Source organism: Dawidia cretensis, assembly GCF_018598175.1.
Classification (GTDB): Bacteria; Bacteroidota; Bacteroidia; order Cytophagales; family Cyclobacteriaceae; genus Ohtaekwangia; species Ohtaekwangia cretensis.
The window spans coordinates 71,758-87,234 of record NZ_JAHESE010000023.1 but is presented as its reverse complement, the minus strand read 5'-3'; the positions used below and the strand labels follow the sequence as shown (position 1 = coordinate 87,234).

10 protein-coding genes are annotated in these 15,477 nt (G+C 53.1%); 5 read left to right on the top strand and 5 right to left on the bottom strand.

Annotated elements, in window-relative coordinates:
- The 5 genes from KK062_RS19985 to KK062_RS19965 are packed head-to-tail and all read left to right on the top strand — an operon-like array spanning nucleotide 1 to nucleotide 4,357.
- On the top strand, nucleotides 1-1,299 hold the full coding sequence (locus tag KK062_RS19985) for a hypothetical protein (protein WP_254086114.1): 1,299 nt from the start codon (nucleotides 1-3) through the stop codon (nucleotides 1,297-1,299).
- Nucleotides 1,287-1,661, top strand: a complete 375-nt coding sequence (locus tag KK062_RS19980) for a hypothetical protein (RefSeq protein WP_254086113.1) — start codon at nucleotides 1,287-1,289, stop codon at nucleotides 1,659-1,661. The genes KK062_RS19985 and KK062_RS19980 overlap by 13 nt, the downstream gene beginning before the upstream one ends.
- The gene (locus KK062_RS19975; RefSeq protein ID WP_254086112.1) at nucleotides 1,639-2,163 is read left to right on the top strand and encodes a PulJ/GspJ family protein; all 525 of its coding nucleotides are present in this window, start codon (nucleotides 1,639-1,641) and stop codon (nucleotides 2,161-2,163) included. The genes KK062_RS19980 and KK062_RS19975 overlap by 23 nt, the downstream gene beginning before the upstream one ends.
- Complete coding sequence (locus tag KK062_RS19970; protein ID WP_254086111.1) at nucleotides 2,150-3,301, top strand: type II secretion system F family protein; 1,152 nt, start codon at nucleotides 2,150-2,152, stop codon at nucleotides 3,299-3,301. Before KK062_RS19975 ends, KK062_RS19970 begins: the two co-directional genes overlap by 14 nt.
- 45 nt (nucleotides 3,302-3,346) lie before the next feature.
- Nucleotides 3,347-4,357: a hypothetical protein gene (locus tag KK062_RS19965; RefSeq protein WP_254086110.1), complete on the top strand. Its 1,011-nt coding sequence runs from the start codon at nucleotides 3,347-3,349 to the stop codon at nucleotides 4,355-4,357.
- A 55-nt stretch (nucleotides 4,358-4,412) separates the two neighbouring features.
- Here KK062_RS19965 and KK062_RS19960 read toward each other — a convergent pair whose 3' ends face one another.
- From KK062_RS19960 to KK062_RS19940, 5 genes are all read right to left on the bottom strand, one after another.
- Nucleotides 4,413-5,684: a response regulator gene (locus tag KK062_RS19960; protein WP_254086109.1), complete on the bottom strand. Its 1,272-nt coding sequence runs from the start codon at nucleotides 5,682-5,684 to the stop codon at nucleotides 4,413-4,415.
- A gap of 13 nt (nucleotides 5,685-5,697) precedes the next feature.
- Nucleotides 5,698-12,138 carry a HAMP domain-containing protein gene (locus tag KK062_RS19955; protein WP_254086108.1) on the bottom strand — a complete coding sequence of 2,147 codons (6,441 nt, stop codon included), beginning with the start codon at nucleotides 12,136-12,138 and terminating at the stop codon, nucleotides 5,698-5,700.
- Between the two features lie 197 nt (nucleotides 12,139-12,335).
- Nucleotides 12,336-13,607, bottom strand: coding sequence for a DUF748 domain-containing protein (locus KK062_RS19950; RefSeq protein WP_254086107.1), 1,272 nt, complete (start codon nucleotides 13,605-13,607; stop codon nucleotides 12,336-12,338).
- Nucleotides 13,608-14,075: 468 nt separating this feature from the next.
- Nucleotides 14,076-14,945: a DUF4349 domain-containing protein gene (locus tag KK062_RS19945; RefSeq protein ID WP_254086106.1), complete on the bottom strand. Its 870-nt coding sequence runs from the start codon at nucleotides 14,943-14,945 to the stop codon at nucleotides 14,076-14,078.
- Between the two features lie 208 nt (nucleotides 14,946-15,153).
- A complete protein-coding gene (locus KK062_RS19940) occupies nucleotides 15,154-15,348 on the bottom strand; it encodes a hypothetical protein (protein WP_254086105.1) in 195 nt (64 codons plus the stop codon).
- Nucleotides 15,349-15,477: the final 129 nt, after the last annotated feature.

Genomic DNA, 15,477 nt, shown 5'->3' with positions numbered 1-15,477 from the left:
ATGCCCCATTGCCTACACCATCTGGCCGAAGGTTGGCGTGGTCTACTGCGTAAAAAAGCCAACGCCGGCATTCTGCAGTTGACATTAGGCATCGCCGTGGTCATTGCGCTACTCTGCGCCGCCATGATCTTGTTGGCGTATTACAGTCGGTTATCCTTTCTTCAGCAAAACATCGACCTCACTTTACGCGATAATACCTTATCCGGCATCCAATACGTCATGGCGCACCGTCAGTCGTTGCCCTTCAACGAACCCGGACAAAGAGACCTGTTCGGCGAAGGCATAGACACTGTTATGGTCATGCGCAAGCCCTGGGGCATATTTGAAATCGCTGTTGCTCGGGCACAACGCGGTCGCCACCATGCATCGCGCACCGCGATATTGGGAGCCGTGCCCGACTCGGTCGGAAAGTCAGCCTTCTACACCCCAGACAACAATGCTCCGGTCTACCTGGCTGGCCATGCCAAACTGGTAGGAACCGTCTATGCCTCCGAGCGAAAGTTCTCCAGCGGCTACGTCGACGGCAAAGGCTATTCACGCCCCCGGTTTGTAGACGGCACCGTAAGAAAGAGCGCGCCCGCCATGCCACTGCCCGACACAATCTTGCTGCACGAAATCCGCAAGCTGCAACACCAGCAACCTGGCGCCTACCGGCTAAAGATCTCCGACAGACTTCCCGCGGGAAGCGCCGTTCCGTTTGACACGCCGGAAACCCCTTATTACTACAGCCAGCAAGTCATCGACCTCGACGACTCTGTACAAGGTCAGGTAATCATCCACTCCGCCTTTCGCATCCGCGTGACCGCTTATGCCGTATTGAACGGCGTGATCCTAATCGCCCCCGACATAGATATCGACAACGGCTTTCGCGGCACCGTGCAGTGTTTCGCAGAACGGACCATCACCGTAGGCGCCGAAAGCGAGCTGCGATACCCGAGCGCGTTAGTGCTATTAGGCGGTGAACGCGACAGTACCATCGTTGTGAAACGCGATGCAAGAGTGTCTGGCGTCGTGATCATTCCAGGCTACGACCAGACCATCGGCAGCAGGGGAGTGTTCCGGGTAGAAGAGAAAGCATTCTTCCACGGCATGGCCTACATAAACGGCGCCACCGATATACAAGGTACCGTGTGGGGCCACATCATGACACGCACCACGCAAGCGCGGGTAAAAGAATCCGTCTATGGCAACACCATACTCGACGGCGAGATCAACGGCCGCAATCGGTCGGACTACATGCCTGCGACCTTACTTTGGGGAAATACCAACCAACGAGTGATCACGCAATGGCTACCCTAAAACGATATTGCTTCATCGTACGGCGCCTCCGGGCCTCGTCCCTGATCGAGGTCATTGCCGCGATGCTGATCCTCTCGATGGTATTCGGCCTGGCGATTGTGATCTACCTCAACGTCCAGCGCTCCGGCGTCTCGGCACGCAAGCTGACCTGCCTGGTACGCCTCGAAGCAGCCTTTGCAGAAACTGAACAACAACGCAACTACACTTCCCGCGAATGGCAATACGATGATCTGACGGTATACCAGGAAGTGAAGCAGGACTCTGCTGGGTTGACGGTCGTGATCCTGGAAGGACGTGACCCTGCTGGAAAACTAGTCGTCACCCAAAAACACATGGTCTATGCGCCGGCTACGACACGCTGAGCTTCCGTCGTTCTCGCTCGTCGAGATGCTGGTCGTACTGGTGATCAGTGGCATCCTGTTGGGATCGCTGTACTTCGCATACTACACCGTCACAGCCTACCAGCTTGCACTCACCAGAAAGCTCAGCCACCTGGAAGATGTACACGGACTCTATTTCTCGCTGAAACGAGATGTGGACCGCAGCGAATCCGTCCAGTCCACCGCCACCCGGGAGGTGCGCTGCCAGCTCACCGGACAAACCGTGCAATATACCTTTACCGCAGACTACTGCCTGCGCCGGCAAACAACACGCATCGACACCTTCCACTGCAAGGCGTTAACACCCGTCATCTCCTGGCAAGGCAAAGTGCTCGAACCTGCAGACTCAATGCAAACACTCGACGCCCTGCAAGTAACCCTGACAGACTTCGACCCACCGCTGACAATGCAAGTACACAAACTGTACGACGCGGCCTCACTCATAAAATTAACTCAACCCGATACCCTGCGTGAGCGGAATTAACATCAACGACCTGCGTCGCCCACAAACTACCGCCGGCACTCCCAAGCCCGGCGGCAAGAGCCTGCGCGACCTGCTCGAGACTGACATCAGTATCTTCCCGGTAAAGTTCACCGACAAAACCAAGGAGGAGTTTTATCTCGAACTGTCGACGTTGCTGACGTCAGGACTGGACATGAAGTCGGCGCTGGAGCTGCTCGAAGCCGAACAAGACAAACCACAGCGCGCCGCCATCATGCGCAACATCAAAGACAACCTCGTAAACGGCGACATGCTCTGGGAGGCTATGCAACGCACAGGCGAGTTTACACCCTACGAATACTTCAGCATCCAGATCGGGGAGGAGACAGGGCGTATCGGCGAAGTATTAAACCAGCTCTACCAATTCTACCACAGCAAGCTTAAACAGCGCCGGCAGTTTATCGGCGCGCTGTCGTACCCGGTCATTATATTACTCACATCGATAGGAGCCGTCGCATTCATGCTGCTGTTCATCGTCCCGATGTTCAACGATATATTCAAACGTTTCGGGGGTGAGCTGCCGTACATGACGCGCATCATCATCAACTTCTCGGGTTTCATCAAGAGCTACATTCTGCTAGTCGTCGCTCTATTCGGCGGCACGGGGTACATCCTGTACCGCAACCGTGAAAAACCCGGGATGCGCAAATTCTCGTCGCAGGTAATACGCCGCATTCCCGTCATTGGCCGAATCATATACGCTGTGCAACTGGCACGCTTCTGCAGCTCGATGGCATTGCTGCTCGGCTCCAAGGTTCCGATCATCCGCTCGATCAACCTCATCAGCCAGATGATCACGTTCTATCCCATTCAGATCACACTGGAATCCATGGCCGCCGACATCCTCAACGGTGTCAGCCTGCACGAAAGCATGAGCCATTTTCCCGTGTACAGCCGCAAAATGGTCTCACTATTAAAAGTAGGAGAGGAAGTGAACAAGCTCGACGTCTTCTTCGAAAAGCTCTCGCAACAATTCAGCGCCGACGTCGAGCACCAGACCGGCCTGCTCAACACCTTTCTGGAACCAGTCATGATTATCTTCCTAGGGCTCGTAGTAGGATTTATTCTCCTGGCCATGTATTTACCAATGTTCCAGGTGAGCACAAGCATCGGTGGTTGATGGCCCATACACTACCTTGACAAGGCGTGAATTAGATATTGTAGAATGAGTGCAGAAATTTTAAAACAGGATTCACCTAAAAAACGAATACGAAAAATTTTCCTCACGATAATTATATTCTCGGTGATGGCCATTTTTACAATTTTCCAACGAGACCCTCGGGAAAGCCTGTTAACAGAACGGCAAAAGAGTGCGATATTGATACCGGCCAGGGTCAAACACGCATTATACCGGTCACAGGGTGAAAGCAGTGGACGTTGGGAAGTCGACTACTTTTATACTCTGAATGGTCGTGAATTTCTAAAGGTAGGTGAAAAGATCGACGGTATCTATGAGCCAGACCACAGCAAGTTGAACGGCAGATGGTTCCCGCTGCTCATTTCTCGCAGCAACTCCGACCGGAGTGACATCCTCATAACACCAGGTGAATTTGCCTACTACGGATATGAATTTCCGGACTCTCTCTATTGGCTCTCGCCATACCTATTGCAGCAGCCGGTGGAAAAGATCTGTGTAGATAAACCCGGCGGGGGAGTTCTGCTCATCGCCCACCTACCGGGAAGCGATTCAATCTACATAAAAGAAGGACCGAATTGCGCCGAAGTCAAACAAATACTAAGTTTTAAAAACGTTTCGATCTCGGACATAGTTTTACCGCAGGTATCCGTTCGAACCAGGCTTGGCGACGGTCAACAGCAACGAGGCGCGGTTTATTTTCTAAATGACCATGAATTTTATCTGGGAGTAATTGGCGTCAATCACAATCTAAATCTTTACCAGGTATCACTTAAAAGCCATACGGTAATCGACCATGGGATTCACACCTGGAGCAGCACCTTCTACATCGATCCCGCTCAGGGAATTCTCATGACCACCACTGGTTTCGAAGAAGTACAGGACTCACTATTCAGGCTTAAAATCAACCTACACGACCTACAAACCATGGACGTCCGCAAGACATTGTCCTATAAATTTCACCACAACCTGTTCGACAGCGTATTTTATGAAGATGTCTCCATGTTATACCAAGACGCTCTGAATCAGGAGAGGCAGTAACAAAATAAGCCCGACCACAAACCGGTCGGGCCTCGTCATTATTGGGTTGTAATAATTATACGTGATTAGACCCCGTGCGTGTCTGATCCACCAATTCCCCCTGCTGTATCGGCAGCGAGATCGTAAACGTAGACCCTTCACCCGCCGTACTCAATGCCGAGATAAAACCCTTGTGGTGCTCCACGATCTTCTTACACAGCGCAAGCCCTATACCCGTCCCTTTAAACTCACTGTTGTGATGCAGCCGCTTAAACATGCCGAAGATCTCCTCGGCATACTTCTGATCAAAGCCCAGCCCATTGTCCTTAATCGAGATACGCAGGTACTCCTTTCCATTCACCGGCAACACTTCCGTATTCGGGAAGATCGTAGTGATCTGAATGGCCGGTCGCAATTCCTTCTTACGATACTTGAGCGCGTTGGTGATCAGATTGTGAAACAATAACTTGATCAGCCCCGCGTTCACACGGTATATCGGCAGGTTTTCGATCACGATGTCTGCCTCTTTAATATCAACCTCGTCGTCCATCTCCGACAGCACCTCGTTCAGCAGCACCGAGAGGTCCGTCGGAATAAACTCCCCGGCGTCGTCGGAAATACGGGAGAAGGTGAGGATGTCACGAATCAACGTCTGCATCCGTTCGGCCGATCGTTGAATGCGGTTGAAATCGTCCGTACCGCTATCATCCAGCATATCCTTATACCGAATGAAGAGCTTGTTACAGAACAAGCGGATCTTGCGCAACGGCTCTTGCAAGTCGTGCGAGGCCATAAAAGCAAACCGGTCCAGCTCCTTGTTGACAGCTTCCAGACGCTCGATGTTCTCCAACAACTGGCTGTTGAGCTGACGCACGCGTTCTTCGGACGCAATGCGTTCTTTGATTTCCAGTTGCAGGCTTTGGTTAATGGAGATCAGCTTTTGCTCCTGGATCTTCAGTTGATGGTTCTTACGGTAAAGATCCACCAGCACGGATACTTTGGCCCGCAAGACATCGGCATTGATGGGCTTAAAGATGTAATCCACCGCACCGGCCTGATAGCCGCGGAACATGTTTTCGTCGCCGAAGTTGTTGGCCGTGATGAAGATGATGGGAATGTGCTTGAGCTTGTCGCGTTCGTAGATCAGCGAGGCAGTCTCAAAGCCATTCAGGTTCGGCATCTTCACGTCCATGAGGATCATGGCGAAGTCGTACTCGTTCAGCAAAATCTTCAGTGCCTGCCGTCCCGACTGAGCTTTCACAAACTGGTAGCCACTGGGTTCCAGAATGGTTTCGATGGAAAGGAGGTTATCCTCACGGTCATCCACTAATAAAATCTTAGGTCGCATCCAAAAAACAATTTTATTTACAGAACCAGAAGCGCATCAGCGACAACAGTTGATCTATTTTAACAGGCTTGGTGATATAATCCGAAGCACCTGCTTCAATGCATTTCTGGCGATCGCCCTTCATGGCCTTGGCCGTCACGGCAATGATCGGCAACGAGCTGTTCTTATGCTCACGGCGGATCTTCTGTGTCGTTTCATACCCGTCCATTTCGGGCATCATGATATCCATCAATACCATATCGATCTTCGGATCGTCGTTCAGGATCTGAATAGCATCCCGTCCGCTTTCTGCGGTAATAACGTTGATATTATACCGCTCGAACACCGTCGTCAACGCAAACAGGTTTCGTACGTCGTCATCCACCACCAGGATATTCTTACCACTCAGGATATCCTCCTTGCTGCGGATCGTCTCGATAATGCGACGCTTCTGTTGCGAGAGATCCTTGTGATTGATGTGCAGGTGGGAGATCGTCTCTTCCAATAGCTGTTCAATGGAGTTGGCATTCTTGAGGATCACCGCGCTCGAGCTTTGGCCGAGGTGCGCCAGCTCGCCCTTGTCGAAGTCACGCGCCGAGTATACAATCACCGGCGTCAGCTTCTTTTTCAGCAGGCTTACCTTGCTCACCAGGTCCGATCCGGAAATATCGGGCAGTGTATAATCGAGAATTATACAATCCGGGTCTTCCGCCTCCAGAAAGTCAAAGGCTTCTTTACCGGTGGTGGCAATCGATACCATCACATGCGTATCTTCCATTACCTTGGCGATTTGCGACGAATCGATCTCGTTGTCTTCCACGATCAGTACCGTACGCGACGGACGATGGTTGTAGGAGAGGACATCGCGGAACAGCTCGTCCAACGCCGCGTTGTCGATCGGCTTCAGCAGGAAGTCGCGGGCGCCCCGGCGCATCGCCAGCGCGCGGTTCTCTTCACCCGAGATTACATAGATCGGAATGTGGCGATAGTTGAGGTCGTTGCGCAGCAGGTCGAGCACCTTCCAGCCGCTCGTCGACGGCAACTTCACGTCCAGCGTGATCGCGATAGGAGTGAAGCGGTTGATGAACTCGAACACTTCGACATAGGTAGAAGCAATCACTACTTTCAGCCCGTGGGAGTGTGCTTTCTCCAAGATGATCTTACCAAAGCGGTAATCATCTTCGACAACAACGATCACCTTGTCGGTAGCCGATATGTTCGTGCGGTCGTCGCCTGCGTCGTTCGTCAGCTCGTTCACGATTTCCAGGCCCCGGGCCTCGACGCCGTCCTTCGTTACGCGCAGTGTGTTCAGCAGTGAATCGATCCCGCCCGTGTCGTCAGTCAGCTGTAGCTGATCGATGGTTTTGATGCTCTCCGGCTTCTCGCGCGCGAAGGCGCTTGACACGGCGTTCACCGGCAGGTACAGCGTAAACGTGCTGCCCTGGCCCGGCTCGCTCTCGAGCTCGATCGTACCGCCCAGCAATTCCGCCAGACCCCGACTGATAGAGAGGCCGAGGCCCGTGCCACCATATTTCCGGCTGGTCGAACCTTCCGCCTGCTGGAAGGCCTCAAAAATGATAAGTTGTTTCTCTTGCGGGATGCCAATCCCTGTATCGGTAATGGAGAAGCCGATCACTCTGCGTGCGGCTTCCAGTCCCGGGTTGCCGGTCTTCCACGTCTTCTTCGCTTCGAAGATGTTCAGGCTTACTTCGCCCTTCTCCGTGAACTTGAAAGCGTTTGACAACAGGTTCTTGAGGATCTGGTTGAGACGCTGAATATCGGTATCCATAGACGCCGGCAGCGATGCTTCCGTTTCGATCCGGAACTTGAGGCTGCGGGCTTCCGAGATCGGTTTGAAGGTAGTCTCCACAAACGACGCGATCTCCGAAATAGATACCAGTGAAATGTTGGTCGAGATAAAACCCGACTCGATCTTCGACAGGTCGAGGATGTCGTTGATCAGCTGGATCAAGTCGTCGCCACACGAGTGAATCGTCTTGGCATACCTGATCTGTTTGTCGTTGAGGTTGCCTTCCGCATTCTCATACAGCTGTTGCGCAAGAATGAGCAAGCTGTTGAGCGGTGTGCGCAGCTCGTGCGACATGTTCGCCAGGAACTCTGATTTATACTTCGAAGTAAGCGTCAGCTGCTCGGCTTTTTCTTCCAGTGAACGACGCGCTTCTTCCACCTCGTTGTTCTTGGCTTCCACTTCGTCCTTCTGCTTCACCAGCAACAGCGCCTTGTCTTGCAGCTCGTCGTTGGTGCGGCGCAGCTCTTCCTGCTGACTCTTAAGCTCGCCCGCCAGCGACTGCGACTGCGACAGCAACTCCTCCGTACGGGTGTTGGCTTCGATCGTGTTCAACACGATACCGATACTTTCCGTCACCTGGTTGAGGAAGTCAAGGTGAGTCTCGTTAAAGATCTCCAGCGAGGCCAGCTCGATCACCGCCTTCACGTCGTTCTCAAACAACACGGGCAGAATGATGAGGTTCGCCGGACGGATTTTGCCCAGCGCAGAGTTGATCTTGATATACCCCTGCGGCACGTTGGTTAACAAGATGCGTTCTTTCTCCAGCGCGCATTGCCCCACCAGCCCTTCGCCAATGGAAAACTCGCGTGGTATATTTTTTTCCTCTTTATAGGCATATGCCGCAAACAACTGCAGGTTGACGTGCGAGGTCTCTTCATTGTGCTTGAGGATATAGAACGCACCATAGTGCGCCTTGACCACCTGGGCAAGCTCAGAGAGAATGCGCCGGCTCACGGTATCCAGGTCACGCTGCCCCTGAAGCATTTGCGTAAACTTCGCGAAATTCGACTTCAGCCAGTCTTGCTCCTGGTTCCGCAGCGTCGTCGCGCGCAGGTTGGAGATCATCTGGTTGATGGTATCTTTCAAGGCTTCCACTTCGCCCTGCGCTTCCACGCGGATTGTACGGGTAAGGTCACCCTTCGTTACCGCCGACGCCACCTCCGAGATCGCACGCACCTGCGTGGTCAGGTTCTGCGCCAGCTGGTTCACGTTCTCCGTAAGATTCTTCCAGATACCCGACGCACCCGGCACGTTCGCCTGGCCACCGAGTCGCCCGTCGACACCTACTTCGCGCGCCACGTTTGTTACCTGGTCGGCAAACACCGCCAGCGTCTCGATCATCTCGTTGATTGTATCCGTCAGCTGCGCCACTTCGCCCTTCGCGTTGATCGACAGCTTTTGGCGAAGGTTACCCGTCGCCACCGAGGTCACAACCTTCGCGATACCGCGCACCTGGCTGGTCAGGTTCGACGCCATCATGTTTACGGAGTCCGTCAAATCTTTCCACGTACCGGCTACACCCCGCACCTCGGCCTGACCCCCGAGCTTTCCTTCCGTTCCTACTTCCCGCGCCACACGCGTTACTTCGAAGGCGAAGGAGTTAAGCTGCTCCACCATCGTATTGATTGTATTCTTCAAATCCAGGATCTCACCCTTCACGTCGATGGCCACCGTTTTCGAAAGGTCACCAGACGCCACGGCCTTCGTCACCTGGGCGATGTTCCGCACCTGCGCCGTGAGGTTACCCGTCATCTGGTTCACCGAGTCCGTCAAGTCCTTCCACGTACCGGCTACACCGGGCACGAATGCCTGACCCCCGAGCTTACCGTCCGTACCCACTTCCCGCGCCACACGCGTTACTTCCGACGCAAACGCGCGCAACTGATCCACCATCGTGTTGAGGGTCTCCTTCAGCTGGAGAATCTCTCCGCGCACGTCCACCGTGATCTTCTTCGACATATCGCCGTTCGCCACGGCAATCGCCACTTCGGCAATGTTCCGCACCTGGCCTGTCAGGTTGGACGCCATCTGGTTTACGGAGTCCGTCAAATCTTTCCACGTGCCGCCTACACCCGGCACGTTCGCCTGGCCACCGAGCTTACCGTCGGTACCCACTTCCCGCGCCACACGCGTTACTTCCGAGGCAAAGCCCCGCAGCTGGTCCACCATGGTGTTGATCGTATTCTTCAGCTCCAGGATCTCGCCTTTCACATCCACGTCGATCTTGCGCGACAAGTCTCCGTTCGCCACCGCCGTTGTTACTTCGGCAATGTTCCGTACCTGGCTCGTCAGGTTCGACGCCATCAGGTTTACGGAGCTTGTCAAATCTTTCCATGTACCACCCACACCCTGTACGTCGGCCTGGCCGCCGAGCTTACCTTCCGAGCCCACCTCCAGCGCCACACGCGTTACTTCCGACGCAAAACCCCGCAGCTGATCCACCATCGTGTTGATAGTGTTTTTTAACTCGAGGATCTCACCCTTCACATCCACCGTGATCTTCCACGACAAGTCACCCTTCGCCACGGCCGTTGTTACTTCGGCAATGTTCCGCACCTGGCCTGTCAGGTTCGACGCCATCTGGTTTACCGAGTCGGTCAGGTCTTTCCACACACCACCGACACCTTCCACCGTCGCCTGGCCCCCGAGCTTGCCTTCCGAGCCCACTTCCCGCGCCACGCGCGTTACTTCCGAGCCGAACGAATTCAACTGATCCACCATCGTGTTGATGGTGTTCTTCAGCTCGAGGATCTCGCCCTTCACATCCACCGTGATCTTACGCGACAAGTCCCCATTCGCCACGGCCGTTGTTACTTCCGCAATATTCCGCACCTGGCTGGTAAGGTTACCCGCCATTTTATTTACCGAGTCCGTCAAATCTTTCCACGTACCGCCTACACCGGGCACGTCCGCCTGGCCACCAAGCATACCTTCCGAGCCTACTTCCCGCGCCACACGCGTTACTTCGGATGCAAACGAGTTGAGCTGATCCACCATCGTGTTGATCGTATCTTTCAGCTCGAGGATCTCACCCTTCACATCCACTGTGATCTTACGCGACAAGTCACCCTTCGCCACGGCTGTTGTTACCTGCGCAATGTTCCGCACCTGGCCCGTCAGGTTCGACGCCATCTGGTTTACGGAGTCGGTCAGATCTTTCCAGACACCACCGACACCTTCCACCGTCGCCTGCCCCCCCAACTTACCTTCCGAACCCACTTCCCGCGCCACGCGCGTTACTTCGGAACCAAAGGAGTTGAGCTGATCCACCATCGTGTTGATCGTATCTTTCAGCTCGCGAATCTCACCCCGCACGTCCACCGTGATCTTACGCGACAAGTCGCCTTTCGCCACGGCCGTTGTTACCTGCGCAATGTTCCGCACCTGGCCCGTCAGGTTGGACGCCATCTGGTTTACCGAATCGGTCAGATCTTTCCACACGCCACCGCCACCTTTCACCGTCGCCTGGCCACCGAGCTTCCCTTCCGAGCCCACTTCCAGCGCCACACGCGTTACTTCCGACGAGAAGGAGTTGAGCTGATCCACCATCGTGTTGATGGTGTTTTTCAGCTCGAGGATCTCACCCTTCACGTCCACCGTGATCTGGCGCGAAAGGTCGCCCTTCGCCACGGCCGTTGTTACTTCCGCGATATTACGTACCTGGCCCGTGAGGTTCGAGGCCATCTGGTTTACGGAGTCAGTCAAATCTTTCCACGTGCCGGCTACGCCTTTTACTTGTGCCTGGCCACCGAGCTTCCCTTCTGTACCCACTTCGAGCGCCACCCGCGTTACCTCCGACGAGAAGGAGTTCAGCTGATCCACCATCGTGTTGATGGTGTTTTTCAGCTCGAGAATCTCACCCTTCACATCCACCGTGATCTTCTTCGAAAGGTCACCCTTCGCCACGGCCGTTGTTACTTCGGCAATGTTCCGCACCTGGGCCGTCAGGTTACTCCCCATCTGGTTTACCGAATCGGTAAGATCTTTCCACACCCCTGCGACACCCTTTACTTTCGCCTGACCACCGAGCTTCCCTTCCGAACCCACCTCCCGCGCCACGCGCGTTACTTCCATCGAGAACAGGTTCAGCTGTTTCACCATGTCGTTTACCTCGCGGGCAATACGCGCAAACTCACCTTGCAAGGTGTAGCCACCAATTTCCAGCGGCATCTCCTGCGAAAGATTACCCTTTGCCACCGAGCTGATTACGTGCGCGATCTCGATTGTCGGGTGTACCAGGTCGGAGATCAGCGCGTTCAACGAAGAAACGCCCGTCGCCCACGAACCTTGCGCGCTCGGCACTTCGATGCGTTGTGTCAGCTTACCCTGTTTACCGATGGTATTACCGGCACGGGTAAATTCCTGCATCATCTTCTCGTTCAGCGCTATAATTTCATTGAGCGTATCACAAACCTTACCCGGCAGGCCTACCTTATCAAAAGGCATCCGAACAGAAAAGTTGCCGTTGCGCATCTCGGTTAAGACGCGCAGAAGCTCACGGTTGTCAAGCATATCGTCAGCGCTACCCGCAGCATCAGTAGCGTTCGGAGCAGTGACATTGCGCACCGGTGGGGTCTTCGACTTCTTGGCCGGGGTCTTGGTCTTAGGGCGTGCGAGGGTAACGGCTTCGGTGGAAGCTTTGGCAATAGGAATCTTTTTAGCCATGGTTAGAGTTTATGTGTTCAAGGTAGCGAGAAGGTGGGATAAAATAATACAGCGAAAACCGGAAAAATGCTATTGAAAACAAAGATTTCTATAAACGGAAAAACCCTGAGGAAATTAATCCCCAGGGTCTATATCCCAGATATGTGAGGTCTATACGAAAAAATTATGCCAGCCAAGTTGGCGCCGGCGCTAATCCGTCAAATGGCGCGCCCACTATCTTTCTCCTGCTTTTTTGCCTCGCGTCTCTCCTCACGCTCGCGTTTCTTTTCATCACGTTTCTTTTTACGCTCGGCCCTCTTCTCGTCCCTGGACTTGTCATCCTTATCAGACTTGTCCGAGTCAAATGCTTTTGCCAGAAACCCTTTCTTCTCTTTATTCTCCGGCGAATCTACCGATGCCAGGTTGATCTCGTAGTCGATCGAAGGCTGAATGGCCTGGATAAAGGCGTTTTGCAATACATTGATAATCGCTGACCAGGTATTGGTGCGCGGATTTTTTAAGTCGCCCCGGAATTGGAGCTTGGTCGCCACCTGGTCCTTGCGTTGGTTTTCAAAGATCTCACCGACGCCGCCCGCGACCGCCTCCCACATTTTGCGAAAGACGTTATCATCGCGATCTTCTTTGCCCAATACATCGAGGTCTTGAATCAACGGTTTTACGTAGCCGTTAAACTGTCCTTCTTTCGCCGCCACCTCGGTATAAAGTCCAAACCGACCTTTGTTCACATCGATTTTCGCATACGCCTGAAAGAACTCGTTTAGCTTCACAAGATTGGTGTTTTTTACCTCGGCATTCATATCAAAGGTGGGATCGTCCGCCAGGGGATTAATCTTCATATTAAAGTCCAACGATCCTTCATATATATCGGCACTGGCCTTGACAGTCGCAGGCAGTAAAGCTGCAGAGTCGTAGCTGTTACGCAGGTTCAGCGCCAGGATGTTGGTGTTGGTCATCGCAATATCCACCGGGGGACTGGAGTGTTGATCTATATAGCGAATACGCCCATTGTTTACTTCAAAACGGTTCACCTGCAGCGGCATGAAGTCGTCCAACAGTTGCCGGAAATCCGTGGAATCGTTCCGCACATCCGTAGGCTCCACCTTGTCCTTGGTGAAACGTATCATCGGATTCTCAAAGACCAGCTCGCCGACAACCGATCCATGCAGCAGCGCTTTCCATTCAATGGACAGGTCGATAGCGGAAGCCGCGAAGAACTCCGTTTGTTTTTGGGTAACGGTGTCCACCTGGTTGAGGTAAATACTATCCATACGGTACGCACCGCGGATCAGCGCCAGGTCAATATCGGTAATATGACCATAGTAGCCTTTCATATTGGCGAGGGTCTTGTTGGCATAGCGCAACACGACGTAGGGGAGGATAAGCCGTACCACCACCAGTACGATTACAACCGCTAGCAGAATTTTCCAGATGCGGCGACTTTTCCCGTGAGGAACACGTTTCGTTTTCATGATTTAAAGAGAGTTGTCTGATACAGTAGAAAAAAAATGGTGCCCGTATGCCAGCGCCCGGGTTTTGCGCGGGTGGTTTCACGATATTGTCTAAATTGATTAAGAATCTCCTGACGCGTAAAAAACCACGTCGCAGGTCTTAAGAGCATTGGCCAAATAATGTGATCAAACGTGCAGCTGGCGCAAGTTTAATCCCGACAAGTCGGGAGGAACTTGCGTTAGTTCCGATCTTATCGGGGTGACTGCCACTGTCTGCGGATGAATCGTATAGCCTGATGCTGACGGTGGGTGTACGGTATGGTTCGCCGATGGAGGATGATGTGGTGAAAGATGTGAACCGCGCCGGCGTCGCGAGCCGAAATAAAAAGCTCTCCCGAAAAATCGGAAGAGCTCATAATAACGGAAGTATCGTCTTTATTTGAACGTAATCGAGAGATGGGGCTAAGACCTACGCCCGATAATCGAACGTTAGAAGCTCACGCGTCCCTTGCGTTTCAGAAACATCACGATGCCGGTGGCGGTAGCCACAACGAGCAACAAAGGCCAGATATAGACAAGTCCCAGCAACAGTCTGGCGACACCTTGCAGTCCGGTTGAGAAAGCGTCGGAGAAGCGTTCGCCCCAGGCGGGTGTTTCTTCGATGGCAACGGTGGGTTGTATGTGCTGGTATAATTCGAGCTTGAGCGTGCTATAATTTACTTGTTCGCGGAGATAGTTGACGCGGCTGATAGTGGCTTCGATCTCTTCGTGTAAGATGCCGATCTGCTTTTCAGTCTCGAGCAGTTCCTCGATCGTGCCCGCTTTTTTGCGCAGGATGTCGCGATAGCGTTCTTCGACCTCGCGTTTGGTGCGCAGGCGTGATTCCAGGTCGACGAAATCTTTGGCAACATCTTCGGTGCTTACGTTACGGAACTCCACCGCGAGGGCCTGGGCGTCGATGTCGGTGAGCAGTTCGTGGAAGTATTCGTTTTGCACACGCAGGATCACATGGTTCTCCACCAACTGATACTCTGTACGCAGGTTGGAAGACTCCATATAGGCGGGGTACTTTTTGAGTGCTGCTTCGATGGCTTCGGTGCTCTTTTTTATGTTGGCCACTTCGAAACGGTAGTGCAGCGTTTTGATCAGCTTGGAATTACCCTGGTAAGGATCTTTGAACGCCATTGCGGGCGAAGCTTGCTGTGGATTCGCGGCCTTGCCTGCCGAAGCGGCAGTCTCGGTCATGGCCGCTTCTGCAACCGACTCGACGCCAATGGCATCGGCACTGGACATTTCAGATTTTTTAGACGAGCAGGAACATAGTCCCACAACGCAAAGGACGGCGATGAGCTTTTGCATGGTTACAGATATAATAAAGTGAAGCGATCGTTACCGTCCGGACAGACTTATTCACTGCTGATCTGTGCACGATCAGCGTTTATAACAAGCTAGTACGATTTACTGTAGGGACGGGGAAAGAGAAAAGGAGAGAGGGAAACCTTTGTGAGCCGGACAGGGTCCGTGGTGCTCACAAAGGTGTAGTTTACAGGATAATAGTCGTTTCGAATTAGTGTGCTGGAGCAGCAGTCGCCGTTGTGTCAGTCGCTGTTGTATCAGCAGCAGCTGGTGCCATCGGCTCGGGAGCAACAGTTTCAGTTGCTGTGGTGTCTACTTCAGTTGCAGTTTCAGCAGGTTTTGAAGAGCAAGCAGCGGCTACAATTACTACAGCTACTGCGAAAAATGATGCGATCTTGATTTTCATAGTCAAATGGTTAAAATTTTCCCTTCATACAAAAAGGTCCCCCCGGTAACCCAATATTTTTCAGGTTTGAAAAGTTTTTTCCATGGGTTACCTTGGGGGTTCGTTTGTATAAAGTCCACCTTATTAGCA

Excerpts from the sequence above, each read along its gene's own strand:
- KK062_RS19985 (WP_254086114.1), top strand. The coding sequence starts at position 1 with ATGCCCCATTGCCTACACCATCTGGCCGAAGGTTGGCGTGGTCTACTG.
- KK062_RS19980 (WP_254086113.1), top strand. The coding sequence starts at position 1,287 with ATGGCTACCCTAAAACGATATTGCTTCATCGTACGGCGCCTCCGGGCC.
- KK062_RS19975 (WP_254086112.1), top strand. The coding sequence starts at position 1,639 with ATGCGCCGGCTACGACACGCTGAGCTTCCGTCGTTCTCGCTCGTCGAG.
- KK062_RS19965 (WP_254086110.1), top strand. The coding sequence starts at position 3,347 with ATGAGTGCAGAAATTTTAAAACAGGATTCACCTAAAAAACGAATACGA.
- KK062_RS19960 (WP_254086109.1), bottom strand. The coding sequence starts at position 5,684 with ATGCGACCTAAGATTTTATTAGTGGATGACCGTGAGGATAACCTCCTT.
- KK062_RS19955 (WP_254086108.1), bottom strand. The coding sequence starts at position 12,138 with ATGGCTAAAAAGATTCCTATTGCCAAAGCTTCCACCGAAGCCGTTACC.
- KK062_RS19950 (WP_254086107.1), bottom strand. The coding sequence starts at position 13,607 with ATGAAAACGAAACGTGTTCCTCACGGGAAAAGTCGCCGCATCTGGAAA.
- KK062_RS19945 (WP_254086106.1), bottom strand. The coding sequence starts at position 14,945 with ATGCAAAAGCTCATCGCCGTCCTTTGCGTTGTGGGACTATGTTCCTGC.
- KK062_RS19940 (WP_254086105.1), bottom strand. The coding sequence starts at position 15,348 with ATGAAAATCAAGATCGCATCATTTTTCGCAGTAGCTGTAGTAATTGTA.